This is a genomic window from Pseudomonas sp. GM25, assembly GCF_000282255.1.
In the GTDB taxonomy this organism is placed as follows: Bacteria; Pseudomonadota; Gammaproteobacteria; order Pseudomonadales; family Pseudomonadaceae; genus Aquipseudomonas; species Aquipseudomonas aphyarum.
The window spans coordinates 35,551-53,253 of sequence record NZ_AKJQ01000036.1 but is presented as its reverse complement, the minus strand read 5'-3'; the positions used below and the strand labels follow the sequence as shown (position 1 = coordinate 53,253).

The 17,703-nt window shown below is 60.7% G+C and carries 12 protein-coding genes and 1 pseudogene; 1 reads left to right on the top strand and 12 read right to left on the bottom strand.

Going from position 1 to position 17,703, the window contains the following annotated elements; translation table 11 throughout:
* From PMI24_RS13100 to PMI24_RS13050, 11 genes and pseudogenes are all read right to left on the bottom strand, one after another.
* Positions 1-471, bottom strand: a pseudogene (locus PMI24_RS13100) (S8 family serine peptidase); the annotation flags it as partial.
* A 182-nt stretch (positions 472-653) separates the two neighbouring features.
* Positions 654-3,605 carry an autotransporter serine peptidase EprS gene (gene eprS / locus PMI24_RS13095; protein ID WP_007954593.1) on the bottom strand — a complete coding sequence of 984 codons (2,952 nt, stop codon included), beginning with the start codon at positions 3,603-3,605 and terminating at the stop codon, positions 654-656.
* A gap of 56 nt (positions 3,606-3,661) precedes the next feature.
* On the bottom strand, positions 3,662-5,029 hold the full coding sequence (locus tag PMI24_RS13090; RefSeq protein WP_045121741.1) for a TolC family outer membrane protein: 1,368 nt from the start codon (positions 5,027-5,029) through the stop codon (positions 3,662-3,664).
* A gap of 2 nt (positions 5,030-5,031) precedes the next feature.
* Positions 5,032-6,381, bottom strand: coding sequence for an HlyD family type I secretion periplasmic adaptor subunit (locus PMI24_RS13085; protein ID WP_007954591.1), 1,350 nt, complete (start codon positions 6,379-6,381; stop codon positions 5,032-5,034).
* Positions 6,378-8,165, bottom strand: coding sequence for a type I secretion system permease/ATPase (locus PMI24_RS13080; RefSeq protein ID WP_007954590.1), 1,788 nt, complete (start codon positions 8,163-8,165; stop codon positions 6,378-6,380). Before PMI24_RS13080 ends, PMI24_RS13085 begins: the two co-directional genes overlap by 4 nt.
* Positions 8,166-8,369: 204 nt before the next feature.
* Positions 8,370-8,798: an AprI/Inh family metalloprotease inhibitor gene (locus PMI24_RS13075; RefSeq protein ID WP_007954588.1), complete on the bottom strand. Its 429-nt coding sequence runs from the start codon at positions 8,796-8,798 to the stop codon at positions 8,370-8,372.
* A gap of 93 nt (positions 8,799-8,891) precedes the next feature.
* A complete protein-coding gene (locus PMI24_RS13070; protein WP_007954582.1) occupies positions 8,892-10,358 on the bottom strand; it encodes a serralysin family metalloprotease in 1,467 nt (488 codons plus the stop codon).
* A gap of 386 nt (positions 10,359-10,744) precedes the next feature.
* Positions 10,745-11,830: a polyamine ABC transporter substrate-binding protein gene (locus PMI24_RS13065; protein ID WP_007954580.1), complete on the bottom strand. Its 1,086-nt coding sequence runs from the start codon at positions 11,828-11,830 to the stop codon at positions 10,745-10,747.
* Positions 11,831-11,886: 56 nt separating this feature from the next.
* Positions 11,887-12,231 carry a cupin domain-containing protein gene (locus PMI24_RS13060; protein ID WP_007954578.1) on the bottom strand — a complete coding sequence of 115 codons (345 nt, stop codon included), beginning with the start codon at positions 12,229-12,231 and terminating at the stop codon, positions 11,887-11,889.
* A 29-nt stretch (positions 12,232-12,260) separates the two neighbouring features.
* Positions 12,261-13,667 carry an NAD(P)/FAD-dependent oxidoreductase gene (locus PMI24_RS13055; protein ID WP_007954576.1) on the bottom strand — a complete coding sequence of 469 codons (1,407 nt, stop codon included), beginning with the start codon at positions 13,665-13,667 and terminating at the stop codon, positions 12,261-12,263.
* Positions 13,668-13,718: 51 nt separating this feature from the next.
* Positions 13,719-14,534, bottom strand: coding sequence for a helix-turn-helix domain-containing protein (locus PMI24_RS13050; RefSeq protein ID WP_007954574.1), 816 nt, complete (start codon positions 14,532-14,534; stop codon positions 13,719-13,721).
* 263 nt (positions 14,535-14,797) lie between these two features.
* Here PMI24_RS13050 and PMI24_RS13045 point away from each other — a divergent pair, with 263 nt between their 5' ends.
* Positions 14,798-15,070, top strand: a complete 273-nt coding sequence (locus PMI24_RS13045) for a DUF1652 domain-containing protein (protein WP_045121742.1) — start codon at positions 14,798-14,800, stop codon at positions 15,068-15,070.
* A gap of 58 nt (positions 15,071-15,128) precedes the next feature.
* Here PMI24_RS13045 and PMI24_RS13040 read toward each other — a convergent pair whose 3' ends face one another.
* The gene (locus tag PMI24_RS13040; RefSeq protein WP_007954570.1) at positions 15,129-17,603 is read right to left on the bottom strand and encodes a UvrD-helicase domain-containing protein; all 2,475 of its coding nucleotides are present in this window, start codon (positions 17,601-17,603) and stop codon (positions 15,129-15,131) included.
* Positions 17,604-17,703 lie beyond the last annotated feature (100 nt).

The following is a 17,703-nucleotide window of genomic DNA, read 5'->3' as shown; positions in this document are numbered from 1 at the left end:
CCCGCCGTCACGGCTGCCGGCGGCGATACCGCCAACGTGGGTGCCGTGGGCGCCGAGCTTGCCGTCGGAGCCGACCGAAGGCGAACCGTCATAACGAAACGCGTCACCGGCTTTGACCGGGATGTACGGGTCGGTGTATTCGCGGATCCCCGAGGTCACCAGGGTGATGACCTTGTTGCTGCCGGAGAACTCCGGGTGCGCGGCGTAGACCGGCTGGTCGAAGATCCCCAGTTTCACGCCTTTGCCTGTATAGCCGGCGGCGTAGGCGTAATCCGCGCCGATGGCGCCCAGGCCCCAGTCGGCCTTGAACTCGGCACTGCGCCAACTGCCCGGATCCCCTGCCCGACCGCTTTCCACGTAGGGCGCGGCGTGTGCGCTGCCCCAGGTGGCCAGTGCGCAGAGCAAGGCAACGTTGAGAGATTTCAGGCGAAAGCCTCCACCCGATTGCGCGGGGGTGTTGTTGTTTTTCATCCAGCGACCTTCCTTAGTGATGTTGCGAAAAATCCGTCTATTGAATTGATCGTTTGATCGTTCCCACGCTCCGCGTGGGAATGCAGCCCGTGACGCTCCGCGTCACTGGACGCGGAGTGTCCCTAGAGGCGTTCCCATGCAGACGGTTCGACGCCTCGACGTGGGAATGATCATCCGTATGTTTAGAACTGCCAGTTCAGGCTCAGGCCCACGCCGTGTTGCTTCTCGCGGCTGGCCAGTTGTCCGGTGTAATCGAGGTTCACCCGCACGTCGCGGGTCAGTGCCAGGCTGGCCTGCACGCCGACCAGCGCGGCGTCGCGCACCAGTGGCGAGCTTTCGACCGTGTACGGCGCACTGCCGCTGGCGAAACGCAAATGCTGTTCGGATTCGATGTCGGTCAGGCTGTGCTGCCAGCCCAGATGCCCGCTCACTTGCAGCTTCTGCGCGGACGGCAGGTCGAAGGTCTTGATCGCCCGCACGCCGAGGGTGCTCAACACCGCGTCGCGCTGGTCGTCGCCGCTTTTCAGCGCGGCCGCGTCGCCCTTCTCGGTGAAGCCGTCGGTGTCGAGATGCACGTAGGCCAGGTTGGCGAACGGCTCCAGGGCCAGCGGTTGCAGGTTCAGTCGATAAGCCGCCTCGCCGAACACCTGGGTGGTAGCAGCATCGATCTTGGCTTTCTGTTTTGCGCTGACGTTGCCGTACTGCAAGTCGCGTTTCACATCGGCACGATGCCAGCTGTAGGCCGCGCCGGTACTCAGGCGCCAGGCGCCGATGTCGTGACCGGCGTAGGCGCCGAGGTGATAGCTGTCGACCTTGGCCGAAGAATGCGTGCCCGAACCCATGCTCAGCGAGCTATCGCTGTAACCGGTGACCAGACCGATGCGGGTCTGCTCGTCCAGCGCTCCGTCGACACCGGCCAGCAGCCCACCAATCGACGTGCTGTATCCAGCGGTGTCGTGGCGCGAGTCGGTTGTACCCCAGGCACCGAGAGCCTTGATCCAGCCGTTGCTTTGCGTGGCTTGCGCATCGTGCAGGCGTTCGCCGATGGCGTCGCGCAGTTGCCGGCTGTCGTTGATCAGCACCGAACCTAGGGCCGGATAGATTTCGCCACTCAACTGTTGAAAGGCTTGTTGCGCATCACTGGCGGTGGCCGACAACAGCAGGCTTTCGTAAACGGAGTTGCCCGCGCCCATGCCTTCCACGGCGGCAGCCACGGCGCGTTGATTCGGAGTCTGGCCGACGCTGGCGAACGATGTCGCGTTGCGCTCGACGTTCAAGCCGATGCCGTTACCGCTGTAGGCCAGGCTGCCACCGATAAACAGATAATCCGGCAGCACTGCACCGAACCGGCCCTGAATGCCGCCCGCCGCTTGCAGAATGTCGTACTGCCGGCCGAGCAGGCTTCTGGCCTCGGTGGTGCTGAGCAGCGTCGGGCTGTTTTCCAGCGACAGGCTCACGGTGGCGCCGCTGATGGAGGCGGTGCCGCCAGCGACGATACGGTCGCTGCTGGTGGGAGACAGTTCCACCGCGTAGGTCGAGCCCGGCGCGAAGGTCACGTCACCGGCGACGTTCAACGTGCCGATGGAATTGCCCGGTGCCACCCGGCCGCCGCTGTTGGCGGTCAACGCGCCGATCCGCCCGGAGCCGCCGAGGGTACCGCCGTCATTGACGGTCACGGCCGAAGTCAGCGATCCGTTCACCGTCAGCAGGCCGCCATTGACCGTGGTCGGCCCGCGATAAGTGTTTTCACCGGTCAGAATCAGTCGCCCGTCGCCGGACTTGATCAGACTGCCTTGATAAACCCGAGTGGAAGCTGCTGCGTCACGGGCCATGCCCACGGCGTAATCGGTCTGATCCTGCTGGCTGGCGCCGGCCGGCACGCCGTTCTGCCAGCCTTTGTTTTGCAGGGTTTGTTGCCAGGCGCTGTGTTCGGCGAGGTCTTCGCCCTGGCGCTGGATCAGCGCTTTGTCGCTGATGTCATTGCTCCAGACATCGCTTTGCCCAGCCGCCAGATTCGCGTCGAAAGCACCGAGCAATTGCCCCGGCCCGCGCATCGCCCGGTACAGGTTGGCCACGCCCCAGCCGACTCGCTCGGTCGGTGCGTCGGTCACCGAACCGTCGAGTTGAGTGGCGGTGGTCAGCAGCACTTCGAGAGCCTGCTGATTGTTCATGTACGGGTAGCGTTCCATCACCAGCGCCAGTGCGCCGGTGGCGTGCGGCGCGGCCATCGAGGTGCCGGACTTGATCGCATAACCGCCGTCGGGAATGGTGCTGTCGATCTTCGCCCCCGGCGTGGTGATGCACCAGTACTTGGCAATGCCGCACTGGTTGTACTTCTGCTGATTGCTTTGATCGAGCCCGGAAACCGCCAGCCAGTGGCCTTCCAGATCCGGCTGAAAGTACGGCAGCGCCGAGCGCACGCTGGCATTCGGGTAGCCACTGTTGCCGGCGCTGAACACGTTGATCACGCCTCGACGGGAAACGTCCGCCGCTGCGTCGAGCCAGGTGCCTTTGTTCCAGTGCTGGGCGTAAGCGGCGTGTAGATCCGCAAGGGTTCGATAGCTGACATCCGGCGGCTGGCTGCCCCAGCTGTTGTTGATCGCCCGCACACCGGCGTCGGCCAGGGCGTCGTACACCGCTTTGAAGTAGCGCGGATCGGGGTTGGGGCCGAACAGAAAACTGTCGTTCTTGTTGGTGTTGCCGACGTAGATCTGCGCGTTGTACGCGACGCCATGCATGCCGGCGCCGTCACGGGATGCGCCCATGGTGCCGACCACGTGGGTGCCGTGAGAGTCGTTGTTCGGGTTGAGGGTGCCGTTGACGTTGAACAGCGAGCCGTCGAGGTAGCTGCCGCTGGCCAGTACCGGGTGATAACGCTCGCTGGCGAACTCGGGATGGGCGGCGTCGAAACCGGAGTCCAGCGCGCCGATCTTCACGCCCTTGCCGGTGATGCCGGCGGCGTAGGCCTGATCGGCCTGCATTCGGCCCAGGCCCCAGTCACGCAGGAATTCGGCGCTGCGCCAACTGGCGGGATCGCCGGGTTTGCCGGCTTCGAGGTACTGGGCCTGAGCCTGGGTTGCAGAAATCACAAGCAGCAGGGTGCCGACCGAAACCGGCTTGATGCGTACGTCCATGTTCACCACTCTTTTTGTTGTTTTGGGTCGAAGCTTTTTGCGATGAAGCTACGGTGTTATTGCGTCCGTGGGCCCTGTCCGAAGGCCTCATCCACCCGCGCCAGATCCTGTTCGCTCAAGGTGCCCGCGTAGTAATGCAATTTGGTCCAGGCCATGAGGTAGTCATAGCGTGCCTGGGCCAAATCACGGCGGGTGGTAAATAGTTGTTGTTCGGCGTTCAGAGCGTCGAGGTTAGTCCGCTCGCCGCCGAGAATGCTTTGCTTGGTCGACACCACCAGCGCTTCGGCCGAGGCCAGGGCCTTTTGATAGGCGCGCAATTTGTTGACCCCGGACAGGCACGCACTGAATTGCCGGCGCAATTCGATCAGCGTCTCGCGAGTCTTGCCGTCCAGCTCATATTCGGCCTGTTCCATGGTGCGGCTGGCCTGACGGGTCGATGCTGATACCCCGCCGCCGGCGTACAACGGCACGCTGACTTCGAAACCGATGGTGTTGGTTTCGTAACGCTGGTTGTAGGTGTTGCCGCTTTCCGATTCGTTCTGGCGCATCGTGGCGTAAGCGCTGACTTTCGGCAGGTGCCCGGCGCGGTTGCGCTCGACTTCGTAACGCGCCACTTCCACCGCCTGACGCTGGGACGCGAGATTCGGGTTGTTGCTGACCGCCAGCTCGTGCCAGGTGTCGTAGTTGGCCGGCATCAAGGCGAATGTCTGGAAGTTCTGATCCAGCGGCGCCAGATCACTGATGTCCATCGCCGGCACGCCTACCAATGCGCCCAGCTCCCGTAGCGCGGCGTCCTGCTCGTCGCGGGCTTCGATTTCCTCGGCGGTCGCCAGTTCGTAACGCGACTCGGCTTCGAGGATGTCGGTGCGAGTGCCCTCGCCCTGCTTGAACATGTGCTCGTTCTGCTGGAATTGCTGTTCGTAGGCCTTCTTCTTGGCCTGCGCAATGTCGATCTGATCCTGGGCAAACAAGGCCTTGGTGTAGTTATCCAGTACGCGAACCAGCAGTTCCTGGCTCTTGCCGCGAAAGTTTTCGTCGGCAAACAGCGACTGGGCTACGCCCTTGCGATACGCCGCGTAGGCTTCGTAATCGAGCAACGGTTGTTGCAGGGTCAGGCTCGAGCCGTAACTGCTGTAGTTACGCTCGTCAGTGTTGTTGCGGGCGCGGGAGTCGAGTGAAGTGGCTTTCGACGAGTTGCGACCCTTGTTGTAGTTGTAACCCAGTTTCGGCAACAGGCCTGCGCGGCCGATGGCGCGGTTTTCAAGGCCTGCGTCGCGTTCCTTGATCGCACCGAGGAACACCGGGTCATTGCGCAACGCCTGTTCGTAAATCTCGAACGGCCCCATGGCCGCCACTGCACTGTTGCCCGCGAGCAGCGCGAACGCTGCCGCCAGCATGGAAAGCTTATTCATACAGCCGAACATCCTTATTCTTCGGTCAACGCGGAACCGGCGCGGTCGAGCAGCGGCTTGAACAGGTAGTTGAGGAGTGAACGTTCGCCAGTGCGAACGAACATTTCCGCCGGCATGCCGGGTTTGATCACCAGACCGTTGAGTTTTTCCATGGCCTGATCGCTGACGCTGCTGCGCAACACGTAGTACGGCACGCCGGTTTTCTCGTCGACCATCTGGTCGGCGGAAATCAGGCTGACTTCGCCGGGAACCCGTGGCGTCTTGCTCTGGTTGAACGCGGTGAACAGGATGTCGACCGGCAAGTGTGTGCCGACCTTGTCGATCAGGTTGATCGGCAGGTGCCCTTCGACTTCCAGGCGCGTGCCTTGCGGGACGATTTCCAGCAGGGTTTCGCCCTGACGGACCACGGCGCCTTCGGTATGTACTCCGAGGTTGACTGCCACGCCGTCGGCGGTGGCGAGGATTTCGCTGTGTTGCAGGTCGAAGCCGGCGGAAGTCAGTTGCTCCGACAGCGTGACGCTTTTCAGTTGCGCGTCGGCCAGCTGGGTACGGACTTCCTTCTGGTATTCCTCACCGTGCTGTTGCAGCTTCAGGCGGGACTCAAGGATGCCCTGCTCCACTCGGCCACTTTCGCCGGTGTTCTCGGCCAGTTGCTGCTGAACCTGCGACAACTGACGCTGGTATTCCATCAAGCGGTTGCGCGGGATGTAGCCGTTGTCGGCCAGCGGTTGCAGGTTGCTCAACTGTTGTTGCAGCGAGTCAGCCTGCGCATTCAGGTCAGTACGCGCGCGGCGCATGCCTGCCAGTTGCGCGGTGGCGCCTTCGATGCTGGCGCGCAGTGCGGCTTGCTCGCGGGAAAACGCTTCGCGGCGGCTGCTGAACAATTGCCGCTGGCCTTCCAGTACCAGCGCCAGGCGCGGATCGGCGTTGTCGCTCAGTTCTGCCGGGAAGGTCACTTGCTTGAGGTTGTCACGCTCGGCCTGCCAGCGCGCCAGGCTGGCCCACGCCATGCAGTATTGCGCCTGCAGCGATTGCACGTCGGCGGCGACCTGGGTCTGGTCGAGGCGGAACAGCGGCTGGCCCTGCTTCACGATTTCGCCTTCGCGCACCAGAATCCGGCTGACCACGCCGCTGCTCATCGACTGTACGGCTTTGCGCTTGCCCGATACGACCACGGTGCCTTGTACCGGAATGCCTTGATCCAGCGGCGCCAATGCCGCCCAGGTGAAGAAACTGCCGGCACCGACCAGCGCCAGAATCCAGCCCATGCGGGCGAAGAACTTCGCATCGCGCTCCGGGCGTTCGGTGATGTACGCGTGTTCCATGGTTGCTTCGTTTTGCGTGTTCATGCTCGCGCTGCTCATACACCCGAATTCCTTGTCGTCGGCTGATACTGTCGGCTCATGCTGAGCCCGGCCGGTGCTTGCGCAGGTTTTTCATTTTGTTGTGACGGGTTGCCGGGCTGATTGCCAGACAGCGCCTTGAGCACATCGTGGCTCGGGCCGAAGGCTTGCAGGCGACCGTCGTTGAGCACCAGCAGCTTGTCGGCCTGGGCCAGTACCGAAGAACGGTGGGTCACCAGCACCACGGTGGTGCCCTGGGCCTTGAGCTGCACGATCGCGCTGGACAACGCGGCTTCGCCGACGGTGTCGAGGTTGGAGTTCGGCTCGTCCAGCACCACCAGGCTCGGGTTGCCGTACAGCGCACGGGCCAGTGCCACGCGCTGCTTCTGGCCACCGGATAAACCGCTGCCGTCCTCGCCCAGTTGCGTGTCGTAGCCTTGTGGCATGCGCAGGATCAGTTCGTGCACGCCGGCCTGTTGCGCGGCGGCCACGACCTTTTGCGGATCGGCTTCGCTGAAGCGGGCGATGTTCTCGGCGATGCTGCCGCTGAACAGCTCGATGTCCTGCGGCAGATAGCCGATGTATGGGCCAAGCTGATCGCGGTTCCAGCGGTGGATGTCGGCGCCGTCCAGACGCACCGTGCCGCCAAGGGCCGGCCATACGCCGACCAGCACACGCGCCAGAGTCGATTTGCCGGAGCCGGAGGCACCCAGCACGCCGAGCACTTCACCGGCCGCCAGGTTGAAGTTGACCATGTGCAGGGTCGCGGCACGCTGACCCGGAGGGCCGGCGCTGACTTGTTCGAAGGTGATCTGGCCTTTCGGCGCCGGCAGCGCCATGGCGTCATCGCTCGGCGGGAAGGCTTGCAGCAACGCATCGAGGCGACGGTAAGCCAGCTTCGCGCCGCTCCACTGCTTCCACACGGCAATCAACTGGTCGATCGGGCTCAGCACCCGGCCCATCAGGATGGAGCCGGCGATCATCATCCCGGCGGTCATGTCGCCCTTGATCACCAACAGTGCGCCAAGGCCCAGCACCAGCGATTGCAGGCACAGACGCAGGGTCTTGCTCAGCGAGCTGATCACCGCGCCGGTGTCGCTGGCCTGATTTTGCAGACCGAGAAAGCGCGAATGCACCTGGAACCAACGTTTGCGCAAGGCGCCGAGCATGCCCATGGCTTGAATGGTTTCGGCGTTGTGCAGGTGGCTGGTGGCCAACTGGCTGGATTTCTGCGAGAAGCCGGCGGCTTCGCCCAGCGGCTTTTTGGTCATGTATTCGTTCATGCACGCCAGCGCGATCAGCAACAACGCACCCGCCGTGGCGAGCACGCCGAGCCAGACGTTGAACAGGTAAATCACGAACAGGTAGACCGGGAACCACGGCGCATCGAAGAACGCGAACAGCGCAGGCCCGGTGACGAACTGGCGAATGTGGGTCAGGTCGCCCAGGGACTGCCCGGCGTTGCCCTCGCCCTTGAACAGATTGCGTTCGAACGCCGCCTGATAGACCCGCAGATTGAAACGACGCTCCAACTGGCTGCCGATGCGGATCACAATAAAGCTGCGCACCACTTCCAGCAGACCAATGAAGGCGAAGAAACCGACGACCATCAGCGACAGCATCGCCAGGGTGGTTTCGTTCTGCGAAGACAGCACCCGGTCATAGACCTGAAGCATATAAATGGAGGGCACCAGCATCAGCACGTTAATCAGTGCGGTAAAGCATCCGACGCTGATCAGAATGCTTTTATAGTCACCCAATGCCTTGAATAAGGGAGCGGTGGCTGGGGCCTTCGCCATCTTCATTGATTATTCCTGAAATGGTATTTCCCGCCCTGCTTGGCGAGACTTCAATTAATTGTCCGCATTGAGTGCGGGACATACACCGCCAGTACTTGCTTACACTTCAATAACAACTTTGCCGATTAACACCGGCCTGCGTGTTATTGCGCTATGGCTTATAACTGTAACGGGGTGCTTTATATTTAAACTGTCAGTCGGTTTCGGTCATCAAGGTTGCTGTACAGCACGCTTGAGTGTAATCACCAGGCCCGACTTCAAAGTGCTCAGATAAAGCCCATCACGTTGTCGGCTGAAAAACTGGATTCTTGAGCCTTCCTTGCCGGTGATCGACAGACCGTCCGGATCGGGGAACCAGCCGATGGCGCTGTCTTGCAGCCACGCGCTCAGGCAATCGGCACCGTTGCCCAGCGTCTGGTTGGCTTCAAGGTCGATAAGACAAGTGTTCGACGGTTTGTCCTGCAAAGCCTGGGCCTCTGGAGCGTCGTTGCGGTCGCTCAGGGTCGCTTGCCACTGCCCGGCAAATACCGATGGGTCTTCGAGTCTCAGGCTGCTTGCCATGGTTGTTTCTCCAGAAATCATCATCAGCATCGGCAACAGATACGCCGCCGCTTTGCGGGTAAAAGCGAATTGGTTCATAGGAAATTTCACTCCGGCACGTAGCCTTGCTTACCGGTCACGGCGATGCAAGTGAAGAAAGCGGCGCACGACGCGCCGCTTTCCCGTGTTACATCACGCCACGATGTCGCTGGTGGCTGCCTGGCCAACGGTGCTGACCTGGAAATCAGCCACGCCGTGACCGGAGAAGTCCACCGACAGCAGGCTGTTGCCGCCCGAGGACGTCAGAACCGCATCACCCGCCGCGCCGGTGAAGGCGCTGACGAAGTGCAGGCCTGCGCCCTTGGTGATACCGGTCAGGTCGATTTTGTCCAGACCGCTGACGAAATCGAGGATCTGATCGATCGCACCCGGCTTGGAGTCGGAGCTGGCCGCGAACACAAAGGTGTCCGAACCCGCGCCGCCCCACAGCTTGTCGGCACCGCCGGCGCCCCAGATGATGTCGTTGCCGGCACCGCCCTTGAGCTCGTTGGCCGCGCTGTTGCCGATCAGCAGGTCGTTGCCCGAACCGCCGATCGCGTTCTCGATGGTGACGCCCTTGGCGATGGACACGTTGCCCACCAGGCCGCCAACGTCGGAGAACGAGGCTTCATTGAGGTTGATCTTCTGGTTCTGGGTGAAACCCGAGAAGTCGAAGGTGTCCTTGCCGCCCGCATCCCACACCGAGAACACCAGCTTGTCGGCCGACGACGAGGCGCTGAGGAAATCGCGACCGGCGTTGGAGTTGAAGCCGTAGGTGGTGTCACCGGTACGGGTGGTCATGTTGGCGCCGTAGAGCTTTTGGATCGCTGCAATGTCATCCATCAGCGGGCCGGAGGAATAGGCTTCCACGCCGCCCTTGCTGAAGTTCTGGCTGGTGTTGCTTTCGCTCCAGTAGCTCATGACGCTGTAGCCGCGGGTATCTTGCCCGTAGGTCGCGTCGTTGTAGGTCGGGTTGCCGTTGCCGGCGTTGTAGTCGCCCGGGTGCGCCAGGCCAAGGGTGTGGCCGATTTCGTGGGTCAGGGTCTGACGACCGTAGTTGTTCAGATCCGGGGTCTTGTTCTGCGTGTAACCGCTGTTGATCAAGTACCACGAAGTGCCGTCGTAACCCGGACCGGTACCCGGCAGGTAGGCGAACGCTGCTGCGCCGTCCACACCACCGCTGTAGTTGGCGAACGTCATGTGGCCATCACCGCCCGAGGCTTTCTCGGTGAAGGTGACATTGGCCACGTCGGCCCAGGATTGCATGGCGAGCACGGCCTGGGCTTTCTGTTGAGCACTGAACTGACTGAACCCGGTGATCCCGTGCTTGTTCATCGTGCTGGACGATACCGAAGTCAGGAACGTGTAGGTGAGTTCGATCTTGCCGCTGCCATCCTTGTCCTGGTAGGCAGCGCCGTCGCGCAGCAACTGGGTTGCGGCCTGGTCGACGGAAAAGGAGGGTTTGCCATTGACCGTGAGGTTGCCGCCACGATCGTACTGATGGCTGAAGCTATTGATCTGGTTATACGCCGTACTGGTCGCTGCCAGAGGTTGCGGCGCCGCGCCCAGCTGGAAAGCCTGTTCGGCGGTATCAACAGCATTAGCTTTTACTTTCGACATAAACACACTTCCTTGTTTAGCAATGGAACAGTTTTTGTCCGATAGCGACAACCTCTGGCGAGATTGTCCTATCACTCGCCCAATGAAGGCGTAAGAAACCTGACACAATTTGAAATCTAACGTCTAGCGTTTTTTTGAGATCAAATTGAACTGTTCCGGGAAACTCCCGTAAACAAAGCGCGTGCCGCCGAAAGAAGTTTGTAAGTGTGGTGAATTTGCCTAATTGTCTGACGATTTCTTATTTAAATATTAAATATCGGTAAGTTGTATTTTGTTAGCAGCGTCTCACTTTGCTGCACTTTATCAGTGCAATGCCAGTGGTTTGATATCAAGTTGATTCAACAGTACATATCAGGCGAGGGCCGTACTGCCCTCGCCTGTTTTCTTCAGCTGCCAGTCCGAATCTTGTTCCACACCCGCGTGCGGATCCGGTCGATGTTCAGCGGCATCGCTTCCAGTGCGAACAGCTTGCCCATCATTTCCGGGCTCGGATAAACCTTGGTGTCGTTCTTGATCGCCGGATCGATCAGGCTGTCGGCCTGTTCGTTGCCATTGGCGTAGTGCACGTAGTTGCTGATGCCGGCCATCACGTCGGGCTGCAGCAGGTAGTTCATGAACGCGTAGCCGGCCTTCTCGTCCGGTGCGTCGGCGGGCATGGCGACCATGTCGAACCAGATCGCGGCGCCTTCCTTGGGAATCTCGTAGCCGATTTCGATGCCGTTCTTCGCTTCTTTGGCGCGGTTTTCCGCTTGCAGGATGTCGCCGGAGAAACCGACGGCCACGCAGATGTCGCCGTTGGCCAGGTCGCTGGTGTACTTCGAGGAATGGAAATAGCTGACATACGGCCGCACTTTCATCAGCAGCGCTTCAGCTTTCTTGTAGTCCTCGGGGTTCTTGCTGTGATGCGGCAAGCCCAGGTAATTGAGCGCCGCCGGCAACAGTTCCGGACCGTTGTCGAGGATCGCCACACCGCATTTCTGCAGTTTTTCCATGTATTCGGGTTTGAAGATCAGGTCCCAGGAATCCACCGGCGCGTTGTCACCCAGCACAGCCTTGACCTTGGCAATGTTGTAGCCGATGCCGGTGCTGCCCCACAGGTACGGAAAGCCGTGTTCGTTGCCCGGATCGTTGGTCTGCAAGGCCTTGAGCAACACCGGGTTGAGGTTCTTCCAGTTCGGCAACTGGCTCTTGTCGAGCTTCTTCAGCGCCCCGCCCTCGATCTGCCGCGCCATGAAGTGGTTGGACGGAAACACCACGTCGTAACCGGATTTGCCGGTCATCAACTTGCCGTCGAGGGTTTCGTTGCTGTCGTAGACGTCATAGGTGACGCCAATGCCGCTGGCCTTTTCGAAGTTCTTGGCGGTGTCCGGCGCGATGTAGTCGGACCAGTTGTAAACCTTGACCGTATCCGCCGCCTGAGCGAGGGAAACGGCGAGCATCAAGGGTGCGAGCGCGAGGGTCTTTCGGATCATGGATCGATTCCTGTATTGGCTATTGTTGTTGGCAGGCAATCAAAAGGATCAAAACGTCAGAAAATCAGGACATAGGTCTTGCGCACGGTTTCTTCGATGTCCCAGATCCCGAGCGTGTTGGCCGGCAACATCAGTGCGTCGCCACCTTGTATGTGCAGGGTTTCGCTGCCGTCGTCCGGGGTGAACGTGCAGCGACCGGAAATGAAATGGCAGAACTCCTGAGCGGTGATCTGCCGGCGCCAGCGACCGGGAGTGCATTCCCACACGCCGGTTTCGACGCCGTCGTCGCGCTCGACGCTGGTGGTCGAGGCAATCGCCACCGGCGTGCCGAGCGGCACGGCCACCGGGTTGGACTCATCCAGTTGCAACGTGGCGGTGTTCTTGAATTGGGTGATGCTCATGGCGTTACCTGTCTCGTAGTAAACAACGTTTAGTGCATGAAACCTTCCATGAACCCGGCCACCTGGCTGGCAAGCTTGCGCCGCCAGGGCGCGGTCGCCGGGTTGGCCAGGGTCTGGTCTTCGTGGACGAAACTCTTGATGATCGCGTTGTAGCCGAGCCAGCGGCACGGTTCCGGCTCCCAGGCCCGCAGCGCGTGGATCCCGCCGTCGGGCAGCACCCACGGCTGCTGCGTCAGCTCGGTGTCGCGCTCGAGAATCAGATCCGCAAGCGTCCGCCCGCCCAGGTTGGAAGCGCCGACACCCTCCCCGCCATAGCCGCCGGACAGCGCGATGCCGTTGGCCCGGTCGCAGAGCATGTGCGGTTTGAAATGCCGGGACATGCCGAGGTTACCGCCCCAGGCGTGGGTGATCTGGACGTTCTTCAGCTGCGGGAACAGCTCACCGAACAGGTAGCGGCGCAGCTCGACTTCATCGCGGGTCAGGTCGAAGTTGTGGCGTAGCTTGCCGGCAAACTGATAACCGCCACGGGCGCCGAAGATCAGACGGTTGTCGGCGCTGCGCTGGCCGTAAGTGACCTGACGGCTGAATTCGCTGAAAGCCTGGCCTCGACTGAGGCCGATTGCGTCCCAGGTCGCGGCGGACAACGGCTCGGTGGCGACGATCAGGCTCTGCACAGGTAATTGATAGCGGCCCAGCGGTGGCAGCGTGACGGAATAACCTTCGATGGCCGGGACGATCCAGCGGCTGCGCACGCTGGCCGTGTCGGTCCGCAAGCTGCCTGCCTGCCAATGGGTGACCGGGCTGTTTTCGTAGATCTTCACCCCCATGCTTTCAACGGTTCGCGCCAGACCGCGCACCAGTTTCGCCGGGTGAATGGTCGCCACATGTGGCGCGAAGATGCCGCCGTAAGGCTTGGCGATGCGAATCTGCTGCGCCAGTTGTTCAGGGCTGAGCCAGCGATAATCGTCGTCGGTCAGGCCTTGAGCGTGGAGTTTTTTCAGGTAGTCGCGAAGACTGACTTCCTGTTCGGGATAGCGCGCGGCGCAGTACAGCACCCCGCCTTTGCGGTAATCGCAGTCGATGCCTTCGCGTTCGAGGACGACTTCTACCTCATCAGGAATGCCGTGCAACAGGTCGAACGAAGCGCGGCGTTGTTGTGGCGACAGACCGGCCAGCAGGCGATCCTCGCCCAGCAGATTGCCCATCAACCAGCCGCCGTTGCGACCGGATGCACCGAACCCGGCGGTTTGCGCTTCGATGATGGCGATGTTCAGGCTCGGCGCCTGTTGTTTCAGGTAGTACGCAGTCCACAGCCCGGTGTAACCGGCGCCGATGATCGCCACGTCGACGTCCAGATCCTGCGCAAGCGACGGGCGCGCGGTCAGCGGCTCGTCGAGTTGATCCATCCACAAACTGATAGTGCGCCACGCCGGCATGCAAGACTCCGCCAATCCAGGTTTCGATGGCGTCGATCCTAGAGGCAGAACTCAGGGATTGTCTTGCGCGCGTGTCCGCAAAGAAATTTGCTTGGCGTAGGCCTTGGGTGACTGGCCGGTGTGCTGGCGAAAGCAGCTATAGAAAGCCGACAGCGAATTGAAACCGGCAGCGAAGGCCAGTTCATCGATGCGCAACGGCGGCGTGGCGTTGTCCAGCGACTGCAATAGATGTTGCAGACGCGCCTGATTGACGTAGCGGTAAAAGCTTTGCCCCAGCACCTGATTCAGCAAATAGGAAATCTGATTGCGGCTGTACCCGCACTCTTTCGCCACCCGTTGCAGGTCCAGTTCGGGGTCGAGGTACGGTTGCTGACGCTGGAAATATTGCTGCAAGTCATCGGCCATGAAACTCAGCTGACGCGGCGACAGCCCCAGTCGACTCACCGCCGGGCGCTGGCTAGTTGCCGTCGGGCTGTCGGCCTGTTCGCGCACCAGCGAAGCGTATTCGTTGACCCGCCAGATTTGCCCGTCCTTGACCGTGATCGCTTCGCTGGAGCGAAACGACACCAGCCCGTTGCCGCCACGCAACGTCACTTCGTACTGAATGAAGGCGGTGTTGCCGTCGATGCGGATGCGGTCGCAGTGCTCCAGTGCTTCGTCGGATTCACGCGGCATGCTGACCCTGACGTACTCGCGCAACTCGTCGAGGCCGAGCACGCGATTCTGGAAAAAATCGTTGTACTGGATGTCCGGGTGGTACAGCGTCATCACGCCGTCCAGGTCCCGGTGTTTCCAGCACAGGTGATAGCGCATGACCGTTTCGGCCGTGGCCCGCGTCTGTTCCGGGCCGTCATCGTCGGCGTGCATAAGGGACTCTTGGAAAAAGAACCGAGCTTGCCCAACTTCTGGCCCTGCATCAACAACCCGTCGTAATGGCACTTTGGCGACGATTGGGGTGGAGCGTGACTTACATCAAAAAAATCCGCGCAATCGCTAAATGAACTGAAAATTCTCACAGGAATTTCACATCCAGATGCTACTTTTAAAGGCAATCACCGGTTGGGCCAATGAAGGCTCTTCCCACCTACCATGAGCAAACGGAAGCGCTCGATGAAGAAGGCGGGCAACACATGAATAAAGGGTCAAGCAAGGTCACGTTCCCCAATGCCTGCCAGCTGATGCGCTGGCATTTTCATCCCATGGGTTTCGAGGCGACCATGGATGCGCCGAGCAGTCTGGTCGCGCGTCTGTTCGATCGGGCCAGCGGCGAAACCCTGATCGCCATCGCCGGTATTCCCTGTGCCACGGTGATGAACGCGGCGGATGTGGAACGAATAATCGAAGCCGTCGAGGACGAACTGGAGGCTTTCATTCCTCCAGAATCTCTCAAGAGTTACGCGTAACTAGCTGATTTAAAATAAAAAAGCCCGCTTTGTGCGGGCTTTTTCATGGGCGTTGGATTCAGGCCGTTTTCTTTTCCGGACGATGATCGACGAAGAACGGTTTGCCTTTGGCGACCCGGTCCGAGGCCCGAGGCATGTTGACCGCTTGAGTGTCCTGCGGCTCGACATACCAGTAGCAATGGCTGACTGCACGGGTGATACCGACGTAGGCCAGGCGCAGGATTTCGTCTTTTTGCGCGCTGTCGTACGGCTCGCTGTCGCCAGCCTTGCCTAGTCCGGCCATGCGATACACCTGATTCTTGTACGGCGAACTGGTCAAGTGCTGGCAATCGCCCAGCAGAAAAACCGCGTCGGCCTGCAGACCTTTGGCGCTGTGATAGGTCAGTTGTTTCAGTCGACGAGACTCGTACGGCAAGCTCGAATCCACATTAATTACAGACTGAATATGCTGCTCAATCAATAACTTATCGCTGCTTTTTCGATAGAGCATCAGGATTGAATCGCCCTTTCGATAGTGTTCTGCCAGGCGCTGGCCGAGTGCCTGATCGTCGCGCTCCAGTACGTTGACCGGTTGCAACGGCCTCTCCTCGCCGCTGGCCTTGGCCTTCTTGCCGGGAATCGCCGGCGCTGCACGAACGATGTGCTCCGCCGCGTCGATGATGTGCTGATGGCTGCGATAGTTGTCGCTGAGCATCACCCGGGTCGTGCTCGGTGACGGGAACTCCTTGTTGAACTCCATGAAGTAACTCGGCGAACTGCCGCGCCAGCCGTAGATCGACTGCCAGTCATCGCCTACGCACAGCAGCGACGATCGCTGCGCGCCTCGTCCGACGTGCATGGCCGGGCCGCGACTGCGGATTTCCGAGAGGCTGGCGCGAATCCACGAGACGATCTGCGGCGAAACGTCCTGAAACTCATCGATCATCAGGTGCGACATCGGCCGCAGCAACTCATCGCTGAGCAGCTTGAAGTTTTCCGGCGAATGCTCGCTGAACAGCGCGAACATGCGGTTGTAGGTCATGACCGGCGGCTTCTGATCCAGCAAATGGTCTTCCAGGGCTCGCCAGAACAGGCTCAAGGCTTCGAAGAAAAACCGGTCCGGATCGTCCTTGGCGAAACTCATGCGGCCAACGGCGTCCGGCACATCCAGGCCCAGGTTCTCGATGAAGCCTGCGGCGGCGACAAAACAGTCGAGCAATGGCGCGGACGCGAGCTCACCCTTGACCTTGTAGTCGAAGCCGGGACCGGCGCTCACATCACCTGCCAGTGTGGCCAATAGACGCTTTGACGACTCATAACTATCCAGCCAAATCAATGGCTTACGACAGAAAGCTTGAAACAGGGTGCGCTTGACTGCCCACTCTGCACGCACTGTCAGCTTGGCGTTGGGGCGGCAGACCTGCGGGTTTTCCCGAGGGTCGAAGCCCAATACCACCCACGCGTCCAGGCTCGGAATGTAGCCGTGGCAATGGAAGGACGCTCCGTTGATTTCGAATGTCTGGCGGCTCGGTTCGATGCCCTTGATAGGCCAAGCGCCGGCGCGGAGCCACATGTCCTCGATCATGTCGCACAGCTCTTCATCGCGGCGAGCTGCCAGCTCCGTTACAGCGACGCGCTTTTGCACGTCCGGGTGATCGCGTTCCAGCTCCTTGAGCTGCAAGGCGTGCCGGGACAACGGCTGGATCAATTGCGCAAAGCGCGGGTCTTCTTTGTAGAGACGGTGGTAGCAGGCGTTTAGCTGCTGGCGTTGCGCGTCGTTGATGCGCAGATCGAACGGATTGCTGTCGACGTCCTCGTCCCCACCCTGCGCGCGGTGGCTGAGGTTTTCGAATGCCTGCAAGCGCTCGAACCCCGGCAAACTGCGAACCATCGGCAAGATCCGCGAGTGGAAGGTGCGCACCAGATCCCGCGCGTCTTTCTGACTCAGTGCCCGGCCCCACAATGCGAACAGTTCGATCAGTTTGTTGATGAAGTCCTTGCGCGACTCGCGGGTGAACGTCACCACGGTCATCGAATCCAGCTCAAATCCCAGGTAGTGAGTCAGCATCAGGATCCGCAGCACCAGCGTGGTCGACTTGCCGGCTCCGGCGCCGGCAATCACCGAGGTTGACGGGGTATCGCTGAAAATCATCTTCCATTGCGCAACGCTTGGCTGTGCATGGGCCGGTAACAGGCGCGCGACGTCGGCTTTCATGCGCTTCTTCAGCTCTGCGCTGAGTGGCAGGCGCCAGTCGTCGAACAGGTGATTGTCGATACCCGGTGGCCGGTGTTCGGTATTACGGCTGTCGCGGATCAACAAGACCTGGCGGCCCTCTTCCAGCCCGTCAGCCTTGCCTTCCTTGTACCCGTAATCCACGCCGGCGGTATGCCCGCTGCGAAAACCGTCGGCCTGGCCGTGCAACCACGAAGCCCGGTGCTGGGCACGCAGTTGCGTCAGGCCGTGCCCAAGGAAGCGCGCCGCCAGGCGTTTGAACCAGGGCATCTCGGCCAGGGGACGAAGTTCGGGAGGAAGATCGGGGGTGTGTTGCGCCACGCTGACGGACTCCGGATGTGAGGCTGTTGAGGGCTATGGTGTCTGCATTTGCTTTTTTGTTCTAGCGAAATGCTTACAGGTCATTGGTTTAGGCGATGAA

Bases quoted from the DNA above. Each gene is read 5' to 3' on its own strand.
- PMI24_RS13080 (WP_007954590.1), bottom strand. From the start codon at position 8,165: ATGAAGATGGCGAAGGCCCCAGCCACCGCTCCCTTATTCAAGGCATTG.
- PMI24_RS13050 (WP_007954574.1), bottom strand. From the start codon at position 14,534: ATGCACGCCGACGATGACGGCCCGGAACAGACGCGGGCCACGGCCGAA.
- eprS (WP_007954593.1), bottom strand. From the start codon at position 3,605: ATGGACGTACGCATCAAGCCGGTTTCGGTCGGCACCCTGCTGCTTGTG.
- PMI24_RS13085 (WP_007954591.1), bottom strand. From the start codon at position 6,381: ATGAGCAGCGCGAGCATGAACACGCAAAACGAAGCAACCATGGAACAC.
- PMI24_RS13060 (WP_007954578.1), bottom strand. From the start codon at position 12,231: ATGAGCATCACCCAATTCAAGAACACCGCCACGTTGCAACTGGATGAG.
- PMI24_RS13065 (WP_007954580.1), bottom strand. From the start codon at position 11,830: ATGATCCGAAAGACCCTCGCGCTCGCACCCTTGATGCTCGCCGTTTCC.
- PMI24_RS13070 (WP_007954582.1), bottom strand. From the start codon at position 10,358: ATGTCGAAAGTAAAAGCTAATGCTGTTGATACCGCCGAACAGGCTTTC.
- PMI24_RS13055 (WP_007954576.1), bottom strand. From the start codon at position 13,667: ATGCCGGCGTGGCGCACTATCAGTTTGTGGATGGATCAACTCGACGAG.
- PMI24_RS13075 (WP_007954588.1), bottom strand. From the start codon at position 8,798: ATGAACCAATTCGCTTTTACCCGCAAAGCGGCGGCGTATCTGTTGCCG.
- PMI24_RS13090 (WP_045121741.1), bottom strand. From the start codon at position 5,029: ATGTTCGGCTGTATGAATAAGCTTTCCATGCTGGCGGCAGCGTTCGCG.
- PMI24_RS13045 (WP_045121742.1), top strand. From the start codon at position 14,798: ATGAATAAAGGGTCAAGCAAGGTCACGTTCCCCAATGCCTGCCAGCTG.